Origin of the sequence: Stutzerimonas sp. FeSN7, from assembly GCF_030263795.1 — a bacterium.
GTDB classification, from domain to species: Bacteria; Pseudomonadota; Gammaproteobacteria; order Pseudomonadales; family Pseudomonadaceae; genus Stutzerimonas; species Stutzerimonas stutzeri.
Genome location: NZ_JARPMN010000001.1, coordinates 2,985,372 through 2,998,935, shown reverse-complemented (window position 1 = coordinate 2,998,935; position 13,564 = coordinate 2,985,372). Strand labels below are relative to the sequence as shown.

11 protein-coding genes are annotated in these 13,564 nt (G+C 64.8%); 5 read left to right on the top strand and 6 right to left on the bottom strand.

Features of this window, described 5'->3' with window-relative positions; translation table 11 throughout:
* Window position 1 precedes the first annotated feature (1 nt).
* Window positions 2-223, bottom strand: a complete 222-nt coding sequence (locus P5703_RS14045) for a DUF2061 domain-containing protein (protein WP_013982257.1) — start codon at window positions 221-223, stop codon at window positions 2-4.
* A 279-nt stretch (window positions 224-502) separates the two neighbouring features.
* Here P5703_RS14045 and P5703_RS14040 point away from each other — a divergent pair, with 279 nt between their 5' ends.
* From P5703_RS14040 to P5703_RS14020, 5 genes are all read left to right on the top strand, one after another.
* Window positions 503-817, top strand: coding sequence for a DUF485 domain-containing protein (locus P5703_RS14040; protein ID WP_014596222.1), 315 nt, complete (start codon window positions 503-505; stop codon window positions 815-817).
* Window positions 817-2,472, top strand: a complete 1,656-nt coding sequence (locus P5703_RS14035; RefSeq protein WP_014596223.1) for a cation acetate symporter — start codon at window positions 817-819, stop codon at window positions 2,470-2,472. The genes P5703_RS14040 and P5703_RS14035 overlap by 1 nt, the downstream gene beginning before the upstream one ends.
* 237 nt (window positions 2,473-2,709) lie before the next feature.
* Window positions 2,710-3,519 (top strand): SDR family oxidoreductase, encoded by an 810-nt coding sequence (locus P5703_RS14030; protein ID WP_014596225.1) that lies wholly within the window; start codon window positions 2,710-2,712, stop codon window positions 3,517-3,519.
* A gap of 131 nt (window positions 3,520-3,650) precedes the next feature.
* Window positions 3,651-4,781, top strand: a complete 1,131-nt coding sequence (locus P5703_RS14025; RefSeq protein ID WP_020307348.1) for an MFS transporter — start codon at window positions 3,651-3,653, stop codon at window positions 4,779-4,781.
* A gap of 112 nt (window positions 4,782-4,893) precedes the next feature.
* Entirely contained in the window at window positions 4,894-5,322 is a 429-nt protein-coding gene (locus P5703_RS14020) for a hypothetical protein (protein WP_013982262.1), read from the top strand.
* A 12-nt stretch (window positions 5,323-5,334) separates the two neighbouring features.
* Here the strand turns inward: P5703_RS14020 and P5703_RS14015 are convergent, their stop codons facing one another.
* From P5703_RS14015 to P5703_RS13995, 5 genes are all read right to left on the bottom strand, one after another.
* The gene (locus tag P5703_RS14015) at window positions 5,335-5,562 is read right to left on the bottom strand and encodes a YheU family protein (protein WP_014596227.1); all 228 of its coding nucleotides are present in this window, start codon (window positions 5,560-5,562) and stop codon (window positions 5,335-5,337) included.
* Between the two features lie 31 nt (window positions 5,563-5,593).
* Entirely contained in the window at window positions 5,594-8,338 is a 2,745-nt protein-coding gene (locus P5703_RS14010; RefSeq protein ID WP_234492624.1) for a hybrid sensor histidine kinase/response regulator, read from the bottom strand.
* Window positions 8,339-8,534: 196 nt separating this feature from the next.
* On the bottom strand, window positions 8,535-9,740 hold the full coding sequence (locus P5703_RS14005) for an osmoprotectant NAGGN system M42 family peptidase (protein ID WP_011912610.1): 1,206 nt from the start codon (window positions 9,738-9,740) through the stop codon (window positions 8,535-8,537).
* A gap of 125 nt (window positions 9,741-9,865) precedes the next feature.
* Complete coding sequence (gene ngg, locus P5703_RS14000; protein ID WP_279641681.1) at window positions 9,866-11,605, bottom strand: N-acetylglutaminylglutamine synthetase; 1,740 nt, start codon at window positions 11,603-11,605, stop codon at window positions 9,866-9,868.
* A 137-nt stretch (window positions 11,606-11,742) separates the two neighbouring features.
* A complete protein-coding gene (locus P5703_RS13995; RefSeq protein WP_011912612.1) occupies window positions 11,743-13,515 on the bottom strand; it encodes an N-acetylglutaminylglutamine amidotransferase in 1,773 nt (590 codons plus the stop codon).
* Between the last annotated feature and the right edge of the window lie 49 nt (window positions 13,516-13,564).

The window sequence follows — 13,564 nt, the reverse complement described above, 5'->3', positions numbered from 1 at the left end:
GTCAGGCCTGGTGGTGCAGCCAGGCATGCTTAGGAATCGCTGCGCTGCGTCTACTGCGTTCGAATCGCTGCCAGACCTTCTCGTGGAAGTAGAAACCTACCGAATTGCACAACGGCTCGATGGCGGCGACCAGTCCGCCGATGGCGATGCTGCCGGTCAGCGCGTAGGTCACCGAAAAGGCAATGCAGAAGTGCATCAGGGTGAACGTCACGGTCTTGAGCATGGCCTGTCTCCTTGTGCAGTCGAGAATCGTTCTCGCGACAAGGAGAGTCTGGTCGAGGTCGAGCAATGTCTGAAATCAACGTTCTGCATGTGCGACATAGCGCCACACTATTTGTGTTTGGAATTGTTGCGAAGCGCCGATTCATGCGGCTCGAGGGCTCTATGTCGGGCCTTTTCGCAAGACGCATTCAGACCAAAGTCGGGTGGTGTTCGCTTCGGCCGGGCCTAAAGTGGCCGCCCTGCCTCCATCAGGGGGCAGCGACCGTGGAGACAGATTCCAATGCACAATGAAAATGTTTACCGGCAGATCTATGCCAATCCGCGTTTCCAGGAGCTGGTGGCCAAGCGCGGGCGTTTCGCCTGGATGCTGTCGGCCGTCATGCTCGGCGCCTACCTCGCGTTCATCCTGCTGATCGCCTTCGAGCCGAAGATCCTCGGCATCCCGCTTGCCGCCGATACCGTCACCACCTGGGGCATTCCGGTGGGCGTGGGCGTGATCTTCATGGCTTTCATCCTGACCGGTGTCTATGTGCAGCGTGCCAACGGTGAGTTCGATCGCATCAACCAGGAAATCCTCAACGAGGCACAGAAATAATGATCCTGCGTTTCCTGATGACTGCCCTGCTGTTGGCAGTCTCGCCCGCGCTGCTCGCCGATGCCATTACCGGCGAAGTTCAGAAGCAGGCCACCAATTACACCGCCATCATCATGTTCGTGGTGTTCATCGTGTTCACCATGGGCATCACCAAGTGGGCGGCCAAGCGCAACACCTCGACCGCTGACTACTACACTGCCGGCGGCAGCATCACCGGCTTCCAGAATGGTCTGGCGATTGCCGGCGACTTCATGTCGGCGGCGTCCTTCCTGGGCATTTCCGCGCTGGTCTACACCAGCGGCTATGACGGCCTGATCTACTCCATCGGCTTCCTCGTCGGTTGGCCGATCATCCTGTTCCTGATGGCTGAACGCCTGCGCAACCTGGGCAAGTTCACCTTCTCCGACGTGGCGTCCTATCGCCTCGGCCAGACGCAGATCCGTCTGCTCTCGGCATTCGGCTCGCTGATCGTGGTGGCCTTCTACCTGATCGCGCAGATGGTCGGTGCCGGCAAGCTGATCCAGCTGCTGTTCGGCCTGGACTACTACGTGGCTGTGGTGCTGGTCGGTGTGCTGATGGTCATGTATGTGCTGTTCGGCGGCATGCTGGCGACCACCTGGGTGCAGATCATCAAGGCGGTCCTGCTGCTGTCGGGCGCCAGCTTCATGGCCATCATGGTGATGAAGACCGTCGGCTTCGATTTCGGCAGCCTGTTCGCCGAAGCGGTGAAGATCCACGAGAAAGGCGCTCAGATCATGAGCCCGGGCGGTCTGGTTTCCGACCCGATCTCGGCGATTTCCCTGGGCCTGGCACTGATGTTCGGTACCGCCGGCCTGCCGCACATCCTGATGCGCTTCTTCACCGTGTCCGACGCCAAGGAAGCGCGCAAGAGCGTGTTCTACGCCACCGGCTTCATCGGCTACTTCTACATCCTGACCTTCATCATCGGCTTCGGCGCGATCCTGCTGGTCAGCACCAACCCGGACTTCAAGGACGTGACCGGTGCCATCGTCGGCGGCACCAACATGGTCGCCATCCACCTGGCCAGCGCCGTGGGCGGCAACCTGTTCCTCGGCTTCATCTCCGCGGTCGCCTTCGCCACCATCCTCGCGGTAGTGGCCGGCCTGACCCTGGCCGGTGCCTCGGCGGTTTCCCATGACCTCTATGCCTGCGTGATCAAGCAGGGCAAGGCGCGGGAAGAGGACGAGATGCGTGTGACCAAGCTGACCACCCTGACCCTGGGCGTGGTGGCGATTCTGCTAGGCATCATCTTCGAGAAGCAGAACATCGCCTTCATGGTCGGCCTGGCGTTCTCCATCGCCGCCAGCTGCAACTTCCCCGTGCTGTTCCTTTCCATGTACTGGAAGGGGCTGAGCACGCGCGGTGCGCTGTTCGGCGGCGCGCTGGGCCTGATCACCGCGCTGGTGCTGACCATCATCAGCCCCACCGTGTGGGTCGACGTATTCGGCTATGCCGAGGCGATCTTCCCCTACAAGTACCCGGCGCTGTTCTCCATGGTCGCCGCCTTCGTCGGTATCTGGTTCTTCTCGGTTACCGACAAGTCCAAGCGGGCAGGGGAGGAGCGCGAGCGCTTCTTCGCCCAGTTCGTCCGCTCGCAGACCGGTCTGGGTGCAACCGGCGCCGTCGCTCACTAAGGCGATCAGCGGCAAGCGAAAGGGCAGCCCACGGGCTGCCCTTTTTCATTGGTGGCGCGCAAATCACCGGCCAGCACCGCGCCCATGTTGCCGCCATATTGCCTGCCGGGGACCGGGCGGTCAGCCCCATTGGCCAAGGGTTTGCCAGGGGCATTCATCAATCTGATGGATGCCGGTACGGCTCCGGGCATTCGCTAGACTCGCTGCCACTACCCGAACAACAAAGGCAGCACAACAATGCACAATCGCATGATGATCACCGGCGCCGGTTCCGGACTCGGACGGGAAATCGCCCTGCGCTGGGCGCGCGAGGGCTGGCAACTGGCGCTTTCCGACGTCAATGAGGCCGGGCTGGCGGAAACCCTGAAAATGGTTCGCGAGGCGGGCGGCGATGGCTTCACCATGCGCTGCGACGTGCGTGACTACAGCCAGCTGATCGCCTTCGCCCAGGCCTGCGAAGAGAAGCTCGGCGGCATCGATGTCGTGGTCAACAACGCCGGCGTGGCATCGGGCGGTTTCTTCGACGAGCTGTCGCTGGAAGACTGGGATTGGCAGATCGCGATCAACCTGATGGGGGTGGTCAAGGGCTGCAAGGCGTTTCTGCCGCTGGTTCAGAAGAGCAAGGGCAAGATCATCAACATCGCCTCCATGGCGGCGCTGATGCAGGCGCCCGGCATGAGCAACTACAACGTGGCCAAGGCCGGTGTGGTGGCGCTCTCCGAGAGCCTGATGGTCGAGCTGCGCCAGGCCGAAGTGGGTGTGCACGTGGTCTGTCCGTCGTTCTTCCAGACCAACCTGCTGGATTCCTTCCGCGGGCCGACGCCGAACGTGAAGGCGCAGATCGGCAAGCTGCTGGAGTCATCGCCGATCACCGCGGCGGACATCGCCGACTACATCCACCAGCAGGTCGCCAAGGGCGAGTTCATGATCCTGCCGCACGAGGAGGGGCGCATGGCCTGGAAGGTCAAGCAGCAGAATCCTCAGGCGATCTATGACGAGATGGCGCTGCTCGCCGAAAAGAAGCGGGCCAAGAGCAAGGCCGTCTGAATCCGGCCGGCCGCTGCCTTCAAGCGGCCGGTGCGGTTGCCTCCGGGGAGGCTGGGGAGTAGGGTTGCCTGTCCGGTTTCTTGCCGTAACCCTATGGATCGCTTGTGAATTTCCCTTCCCGCGGACTGTTGATGCTGGCCCTGGTGCTGGCAGCGATCAACCTGCGTCCTGGTATCACGTCCTTCGCCCCGCTGATCGAACGCATCGCCGAAGAGCTTGCCCTGTCCCGTGGCCTGATCAGCCTGACCACAGCCTTGCCGGTATTGCTGATGGGCCTGCTGGCGCCGTTGGCACCGCGGCTGGCGGTGCGCTTCGGTCTGGAGCGCAGCATCGCCCTGTGTCTTGGTCTGATCGCCGCGGCGCTGGTGCTGCGCCTGTTCGGCCACAATGCCGTGCTGCTGATCGTCACCGCCGGCCTGGTCGGTGCCGGCATCGCCGTTGCCGGGCCGTTGTTGTCCGGTTTCATCAAACGTTACTTTCTCGAACGCATGGGCAAGGTCGCCGCCTGGTACTCGCTGAGCATGGCGGTGGGCGGGACCCTCGGCGTCGTGCTGACGGCGCCGGCCACCGAAGCGTTGGGCCAGCAGTGGAATGCCGGCCTGGCGGTCTGGGCGCTGCCAGCGGTGATGGCGCTGTTGATCTGGTTGCGGCTGCCCAATCAGCCGGAGGCCGCCAGTGAAAGCGGTGCGGGCTTGCCCTGGAATGAGCCGCGGGCCTGGCTGTTGAGCATCTACTTTGCGCTGCAGGCCGGGCTGTTCTACGCGCTGGCCACTTGGCTGGTGGCGCGTTATCACGAGGTGGGCTACAGCCTGCTGCAGAGCAATGCGTTCTTCAGTGGCTTCATGCTGATCGGCCTGCCGAGCGCCTTCGCCATGCCCTGGCTGGCGCAGCGCCTGGGCAACCGTCATCGCATCATGGCGACCTGCGGAGTGCTGGCGACCCTGTGCCTGGCGCTGATCGCGCTGCGACCCGGCTGGCAGCCGCTGGTGGTCTGCATGCTGCTGGGTGTTGCGCTCAATGGCACCTTTTCCCTGGCGCTGATTTCGCCGATGTACGAAGCCGGCACGCCGCTGGCCGTCAGCCGACTCACCGCGATGATGCTCTGCACGGGTTACTGCCTGGCCTGCCTGACACCGGTGCTGGCCGGACTCGGTCGCGATCTGGCCGGGGACTATCGCATGCCATTCCTGGTGCTGACCGGCATGGCGGCGTGCATGTCACTGCTGGCGATGCGGCTGCGGCCACGACATGTCGATCGCTGAGCGGTCTGGCTGTGGCCTGCGTCACCGCTTGCCATGCCGCGGATGACCGGCTCGCCGTGCTGTGCTAGAAAGCTCGCCGTCCACGTCCCAACCTAGCGCGCCGGAGTTCTGCTTGGAGTCTGAATCCATCGTTTATGGCTGCATCCGCGATTGGCCATCCGCCGACCTCGAGCAGTGCCGCCAGCGCCGGGCGAACAATCTGGCCGCCGTGCAGGCGTTGCCGCAGGGTGAGGCCTGGCCGTTCATCGGCCGCGAGATGTTTTCCTTCTGCCGTGACGAGGATCTGGGCCTGTATCAGACCCAGGTGATCCACTTCGGCGCTAGTTACCGCGCCGTCGAGTACGAGTGGGCGCTGTGGGTGCAGCGCTTCGAGGCGCTGCTCAAACAGCTGTACTGGACCAGCGCCGTGGTGCACCTGGAGACCGAGCTCAACGGCACCCATACCTTTCGCTGGGAAACCGACTCGGGTAGCCACAGCCCGCAGCAGAGCGACCTACGCATGCGCTGCGCCTGGGAGCGGGAAAGCGGGTTGTTCGGCTGACCCCGGTGCGGCTCAGTCCAGCCACTCCCTGGGCACGTCGCGCTTGAGCGCGAGCTGGCACTGCTGACTGTCCGCATCGAAGACGATCACGGCTTGGCCTTTGTCCAGGGCGCGGCGTACCCGCGCGACCCGGGTTTCCAGTGGCGTTTCGTCGCCATTGTCGGTGCCGTCACGAGTGACGAAATCCTCGATGAGGCGGGTCAGGGTGTCCGGTTCGAGCTGGTCGTGGGGTATGAGCATGGGGCTTCTTCGGTAAGACGGAGGGGCGATGCTAGGTCGCGCCGCCCTGCAGGTAGCTGTCCAGGCAAGCATACAGCTGCCGGCTCTCCAGCGGCTTACCGATGAACTCGTCCATCCCGGCGTCGAGGCCACGCTGGCGGTGCTCGGCCAGCACATGGGCGGTCACCGCGATGATGGGCACGGCCTGCAGCTGCTGTTCCGCTTCCAGTTCACGGATCTGGCGGCTGGCCTCGAAACCGTCCAGCTCGGGCATTTCGCAATCCATCAGGATCAGCTGAACGGCGTGCGGATCGCGGCGGTAGAGATCCACGGCCTGGCGGCCGTTGTCGGCGAGCTGCACGGCGTAGCCGCGTTTCTTCAGCAGGCCGCGCACCACCATCTGGTTCACCGGATTGTCTTCGGCGACGAGGATGCAGGGTTCGCCCTGCGGCTGCGCCGGTGAGGGGGAACCGCGCTCGCCGGCGGTTGCCGGTTCCTGGGCGTAGAGCATTTGCAATGCCTCGCGCAGCGGCGCGCTCTGCAGCGGCAGCGCCAGACTGACCAGACGCAGCCCCGGCGTGACGGGTGGCGGCTCGTGAATCGGCGAATAGAGCATCAGCACGCGCTGATTGCTCTCCAGATGCGGGCGCAGACGTTCCAGCCACTGGCTCGGACTGCCCGGCCAGGGCGCCAGCAGTACCAGCAATGGCGGGGCGGTGAAGTCGGCAAGGTAATCCGGCAGGCGCTCCGGGTCCTGACAACGCTCGGTACGCATGCCCCAGCGACGCAGCAGATGGCTGAGTGCCTCCAGCCCCTGGGCGTCCTGCGAGGCGAGCAGCGCCGGCCGGCCCGCCAGCAGCTGGTTCAGCGGGTCTTCCACGTCGCTGGCGGCATGCAAAGGAATCTCGAAGCAGAAACGGCTGCCACGGCCCGGTGCGCTCTGCACCTCGATATGGCCGTTCATCATTTCCACCAGCTCTTTGCTGATGGCCAGGCCCAGCCCGCTGCCGCCATAGCGGCGCGTGGTGCTGGAGTCGCCCTGGGAGAAGGATTCGAACAGCTGAGCCAGAACCTCCTGGCGCATGCCGATGCCGCTGTCGCTGACGCAGAACACCAGGCGCCGCGAGCCGTCCTGAGTCTGCCGGCTGGACACTTCCAGCAGCACATGGCCGTGTTCGGTGAACTTCAGCGCATTGCTCAGCAGGTTCATCAGAATCTGCTTGAGGCGGGTGGGATCGCCGCGGATGCGTCGCGGGACGCCGGGCTCCAGGCCGACGTGCAGGCTCAGCTGCTTTTCCAGCGCCTGGGCGGTGAACAGGCGAATGGTCTCGGAGATGAGGATTTCCAGGTCGAAGTCGATGTCTTCGAGGCTCAGCTTGCCGGAGCCGATGCGGGCATAGTCGAGAATGTCGTTGATGACTGCCATCAGCGAATTGCCGGAGCTGGAGATGGTATCCAGGTAGAACTGCTGGCTGCGATCCAGCGGCGTTTCGCGCAGCAGCTGCAGCATGCCGAGCACGCCGTTGAGCGGTGTACGGATCTCGTGGCTCATCTTGGCGAGGAAGCGGCTCTTGGCCTCGTTCTCGCTGGCGGCCCGTTCGGCAGCCTCGCGGGAGCGGTAGCCCTCTTCCTTGAGCAGGTTGATACGGTCGGCAAGTCCGATGGACAGGGTGATCAGCTCGAAGGCGACGCTGGCTTTCACCACGGCCGCCCCGTATAGCCCCAACAGCTCGATGCCGAGGGAGCCGGCGGTGACCAATATGAAGGATGCCAGCAGCACGCCCCAGGCCAGGGTGTAGTAGACGCCGTAGCGCACGCCTCGGCGCCAGACGAAGGCGCCCGCCAGCAGCAGCCCGGCCGACACGATGATCACCGTGATGCTCGCCAGGATGCTCCAGCTCTGCACGTCCAGCACGAGGCCGGAAATCATGCTGCCGAACGCGGCCAGCAGGGTGCAGCGCAGGAGCAGGTCGAGTCGCGGGAACAGTTCGCGGGTATGCAGGAAGTGCCGGCTGAACTGGATGGCGATCAGGCAATGGCTGAACATCAGCACGTAGATGCCCTGAGCGACCCAGCCGCCATCGTCGGCCAGCCACTTGACCAGGAAACCGTCGAAGGACAGGGCGAACAGGCCGACGTTGAGGGTATAGACCAGGTACCAGAAATAGGCCGGCTCACGCAGCGAGGCGAAGAGGAACAGGTTGTAGCAGAACATCGCGAACAGCACGCCGTAGAAGGCGCCGCTGAGCCCGTTCAGCTCCTCGTGCTGGGACGCGCTGGCATTGTAGGTGCTGAAGTACAGCGGCACGTAGAGCGTGCTGGTGGTCTTGATGCGCAGCAGCAGGGTGGTTTCGCCGGGCGGCAGGTTCACCGGAAACCAGAAATTGCTGACCTTCACCGGGCGCTCGGCAAATGGGTGGAGGTCTCCGGTCAACTGCTGGCTCAGACTGCCATCGGGGTATCGCAGGAACAGCTCGATATGGTCGAGCAGCGGGTAGTTGATCTCGATGAAGCCGCTCAGCGGCTCGGCGAGACGGTTGGACAGACCGGCGCGCAGCCACCAAGTCGAACTGTTCTTGCCTTCGTTGACGTGGCCACCCTCGACGGCACGAAAGCGCTCGGGCGGTAGTGCCAGGACCTCATCGACGTCCAGACGGCCGGTGCGGTCTTCCAGGTAGAAGGTGCCATTGCCGAGGGACTGGCGCGTATCGATCGAGTCGAGCACCACAGGCGTGAATGCCCAGGCTTGAAGCGACAGGCAAAACAGCAGCAGAGCCAGGCATAAACGCGGCAACATTTTTCGATCCGGCAGGTGCGCCCGTTGGGCAGGGCGACACAGATTAGTAGAGCGGTGTGACGGTACCGATTCCTTCGGGCTCTACATGGCGCCTTCAGAGTGCCGCACGTCCTTGTCCGGACAACTTTGCCGAGTTACGCGCCGAGCGGCAAGCCTCGCCTGCGGCAAAGCAGGCGGCTTGTCACGCAATCGGATTTCAGCTGTTGCGCTCCTGCGGATTGGAATGGCGGCCGATCAGGGTATCCACCGGTGGCACGCGGGTATCGTTTTCCATCTGCGCATCGTGCTCCAGCTGATGGCTGAAGCGCTCCAGAGAGTCCTTCGCGTGCTGGGCATCGCTCGCGAATACCGGCTGGCTGAGCATGTAGCCGCAGAGCAGCCGGCTCATGGCGGCGAGGCTGTCGATGTGGGTGCGCTCGTACCCATGGGTGGCGTCGCAGCCGAAGGCCAGCAACGCGGTACGGATATCGTGCCCGGCCTCCACGGCCGATTGCGCATCGCTGTGGTAGTAGCGGAACAGGTCGCGGCGTACCGGAATCTCGTGCTCGGTTGCGAGCTTGAGCAAATGGCGCGACAGGTGGAAGTCATAGGGACCGCCGGAATCCTGCATCGCCACGGTGACCGCATGCTCGCTTGAGGCCTGGCCCTTGGCGGCGGGGGCGATGTCGATGCCGACGAACTCGCTGACATCCCAGGGCAGGGCGCCGGCGGCACCGGAGCCGGTTTCCTCGGTGATGGTGAACAGCGGATGCACGTCGATCGGCGGCTCGCGGCCGCTTTCCACGATGGCCTTGAGCGCGGCCAGCAAAGCCGCGACGCCGGCCTTGTCGTCCAGGTGGCGAGCACTGATGTAGCCGCTCTCGGTGAACTCGGGCATGGGATCGAAGGCGACGAAATCACCAACGTTGACCCCCAGGGCACAGGTCTCGTTGCGGCTGTAGGTGTAGGCGTCCAGGCGCAGTTCGACGTGGTCCCAGCTGACCGGAGCCTCGTCCACCGCGGTGTTGAAAGCGTGCCCGGAGGCCAGCAGCGGCAAGACGCTGCCGCGGATCACCCCGGTATCGGTGAAAACGCTGACGCGACTGCCCTCGGCGAAGCGGCTCGACCAGCAACCCACCGGCGCCAGGCCCAGGCGGCCGGTATCGTGAATCTCGCGGACGATGGCGCCGATGGTGTCCAAATGAGCGGCGACCGCGCGGTCCGGGCTGTAACGGCGACCCTTGAGCGTGGCGCGGATGGTGCCGCGGCGGGTCAGCTCGAAGGGGATACCCAGTTCGGTCAGTCGCTCGGCGACGTAGCGCACGATGGTGTCAGTGAAGCCGGTGGGGCTGGGGATGGCGAGCATCTCCAGCAGCACCCGTTGCATGTAGTTGAGATCGGGCTCGGGTAGTTGTGCGGTCATGGAAACCTCCCGTTGACGGCGGCCTTGCAGCCACCCGATGAAATGAATGGAGACAGCGTGATGGGCACCCGTGGGCTGCCCCTCGATGGATGGCCTGCGCCCGGCCGAGGCCGGGCGGGTGGCGATCAGCCAGCGACGCTGAGCGGAAAGAGCAGGTCGATGAAGCGCTCGGCGGTCGGCTGCGGCTCGTGATTGGCCAGGCCGACGCGCTCGTTGGCTTCGATGAAGACGTACTCCGGCTGGTCCGGCGCCGGCACCAGCAGGTCGAGGCCGACCACCGGGATGTCCAGCGCGCGGGCGGCACGCACAGCGGCATCGATCAGCACCGGGTGCAGCTGGGCGGTGACGTCCTCCAGCGTGCCGCCGGTGTGCAGGTTGGCGGTGCGCCGCACGGACAGGCGCTTGCCCTCGGGCAGTACGCTGTCGAAATCGAAACCGGCGTCACGCAGGCAGCGCTGGGTTTCCTCGTCCAGCGGGATCTGGCTCTCCCCACCGGTAGCGGCCTGGCGCCGCCGGCTCTGCTTCTCGATCAGCGCGCCGATGCGGGTGCGGCCGTCACCGATGACTTCGGCGGGGCGGCGGACGGCTGCCGCAACCACCTCGTAGCCGATGACCACGATGCGCAGGTCCAGGCCCGGATGGTAGCTCTCCAGCAGCACCCGGCTGTCGTACTGGCGGGCACGCTGGATCGCTTCCTCCATCTCGGCACCGTCACGCAGGTCCACCGCCACGCCCATGCCCTGCTCGCCATCCACCGGCTTGACCACCACGCTGCCATGTGCGGCGAGAAAGGCGGCGTTTTCCTCCGCCGTGCCAGCCAGCCGCTGCGCCGGCAGGCAGATCCCGGCGTGGGACAGGGTGCGGTGGGTCAGGCGCTTGTCCTGGCAGAGCGTCATGCTCACGGCCGAGGTGAGATCGGACAGCGACTCCCGGCAACGCACCCGCCGACCACCCTGGGTCAGGGTGAACAGTCCGGCCTCGGCATCGTTGACCTCGATCTCGATTCCGCGCCGGCGGGCCTCGTCGACGATGATCTTGGCATAGGGGTTGAGCTTTGCTTCCGGGCCCGGGCCGAGAAACAGCGGTTGGTTGAAGCTGTTCTTGCGTTTGACGGTGAAGGTCTGCAGATCGCGGAAACCCAGCTTGGCGTACAGCGCCTTGGCCTGCTGGTTGTCGTGCAGCACCGACAGATCGAGATAGGCCAGGCCGCGGCCCATGTAATGTTCGATCAGGTGACGCACCAGCGCCTCGCCGACGCCCGGTCGCGGGCAGCTCGGTGAAACCGCCAGGCACCAGAGGCTGGAGCCGTTTTCCGGATCGTTGAAGGCGCGGTGGTGGTCGATGCCCATCACGCTGCCGATGATCTGCCCGGAGGTGTCGTCCTCGGCCAGCCAGTACACCGGCCCGCCTTGCTCGCGTGGCGTGCAGCGCTCCGGGTCGACCGGCATCATGCCGCGCGACTGATAGAGGCCGTTGATCGCATGCCAGTCCGCCTCGCTCTGGGCGCGGCGCACGCAGAAGCCGCGAAATGGTTTCTGTGACGGGCGGTAGTCGCTGAACCAGATGCGCAGAGTGTCGGAGGGATCGAGGAAAAGCTGCTGTGGGGCGTAGGACAGGACCTGATGGGGCGCCGCCACGTACAACGCGATATCGCGTTCGCCGGCCTGCTCGTTGAGCAGCTCGGCGGCAAGCTGCGCGGGATCCGAATAGGTGTGGCCGACGAGGATGCGCCCCCAGCCGCAGTGCAGGACCACCGGCCCACAGGGTTCTTCCTGACCATCCTCCGCGAAGCGTGCCTGCAACCGCTGGTAGGTCGGGGCCTGGCCGCGCAGCAGGCGCTGACCGTAGGCTTGGGACTTCTGCATGGTACGTTCCTTGATGCTAAGTCACGAACCGGCCAGCGGCGGGGCGAAACGGTCGCCCCCGGGGCGCGTGCCAGCCGCAGCCGTTCGTGAGCGGGTTATTGGGGCCGTCTAGCCATGGCGCGACCTCATCGATGCCCCTAGAGGCCTTGTTCGCTCAACCATAGGTTGACCGCCGCCAGCTGCCAGAGTTTGGAACCGCGCAGCGGGGTAAGCTGGCCATCCGGATCGGCGAGCAGCTTCTCCAGCATCTGCGGGTTGTACAGCCCGCGCTCCTGGCTGGGGTCGAGCAACATCTCGCGCACCCAGTTCAGCGTGGCACCCTGCAGGTGCTTGAGGCCCGGCACCGGGAAGTAGCCCTTGGGCCGGTCGATCACCGCGGCGGGGATCACCTGGCGTGCGGCTTCCTTGAGTACGTACTTGCCGCCTTCGGGCAGCTTGAACTTCGCCGGAATCCGCGCCGACAGTTCGGCCACGCGGTAATCGAGGAACGGCGTGCGCGCCTCCAGGCCCCAGGCCATGGTCATGTTGTCCACGCGCTTGACCGGGTCATCCACCAGCATCACGGTGCTGTCGATGCGCAGCGCCTTGTCCACCGCGGCCTCGGCACCCGGCTGGGCGAAGTGGCGGCGCACGAAATCACCGGAGAAATCGCCCTGCACCCATTGCTGCTGCATGGTCTGGGCATATTCCTCGTAGCTGCGGTCGCGGAACGCGGCGAGGTAGGCCGCCACCGGGTCCTCGGCACCATCGACCAGCGGATACCAGTGGTAACCGGCGAACAGCTCGTCCGCACCCTGGCCGCTCTGCACCACTTTGCAGTGCTTGGCCACTTCCCGCGAGAGCAGGTAGAAGGCGATGCAGTCGTGGCTGACCATCGGCTCGCTCATGGCCTGGAAGGCTGCCGGCAGCTGCTCGAGGATTTCCTTTTCCTGGATGCGCAGCTGGTGATGGCGGGTGTTGTAGTGCTTGGCGATGATGTCCGAGTACTTGAACTCGTCGCCGCGCTCGCCGCCGGCGTCTTCGAAGCCGATGGAAAAGGTCAGCAGGTTGTCGTCGACACCCGCCTCGCGCAGCAGACCCACCAGCAGGCTGGAGTCGACGCCGCCGGACAGCAGCACGCCGACGTCCACCGCAGCACGCTGACGGATCGCCACCGCTTCGCGCATGGTATCCAGGGTCAGACGCTTCCAGTCTTCGAAGCTGTAATCGCGCTCGTCTTCGCGGGCACCGAACTGCAGCTCCCACCAGCGCTCGGTGGTGGTCGTGCCATCGGCGTCGACACGCATCCAGCTGGCCGGGGGTAGCTTCTCGATGCCGGCAATCAGGGTGTCCGGTGCCGGGACCACGGCATGGAAACTCATGTAATGGTTCAGCGCCACTGGGTTCAGCACACCGGCGATGTCGCCGCCCTTGAGCAGGGCCGGCAGCGAGGAGGCGAAGCGCAGGCGCTGGTCGGTGCGTGACAGGTACAGCGGCTTGACGCCGAGGCGATCACGGGCGATGAACAGCTGCTGGCGGTCCCGCTCCCAGATAGCGAAGGCGAACATGCCATTAAGGCGTGGCAGCAATGCCTCGCCCCAGGCGTGGTAGCCCTTGAGCAGCACCTCGGTATCGCCTTCGGAGAAGAAGCGATAGCCGAGGTTTTCCAGCTCTGCGCGCAGTTCGGGGTAGTTGTAGATGGCGCCATTGAAGACCATCGACAGGCCGAGAGCCGAATCGATCATCGGCTGGCCGGACGCCTCACACAGATCCATGATCTTCAGGCGTCGATGGCCGAGGGCCAGCGGCCCCTGGCTGTGGAAACCGCACGCGTCCGGGCCGCGTGCCGTCAGGTGTTGGGTGATGCGTTCAACCGCGGCCAGATCGGCGGGGCGGTTATCGAAACGAAGTTCTCCAGCTATGCCACACATAAGGTCCTTACCGGTTTTGCCGTTGGGGAGTGTGACTGACCCGTCATCG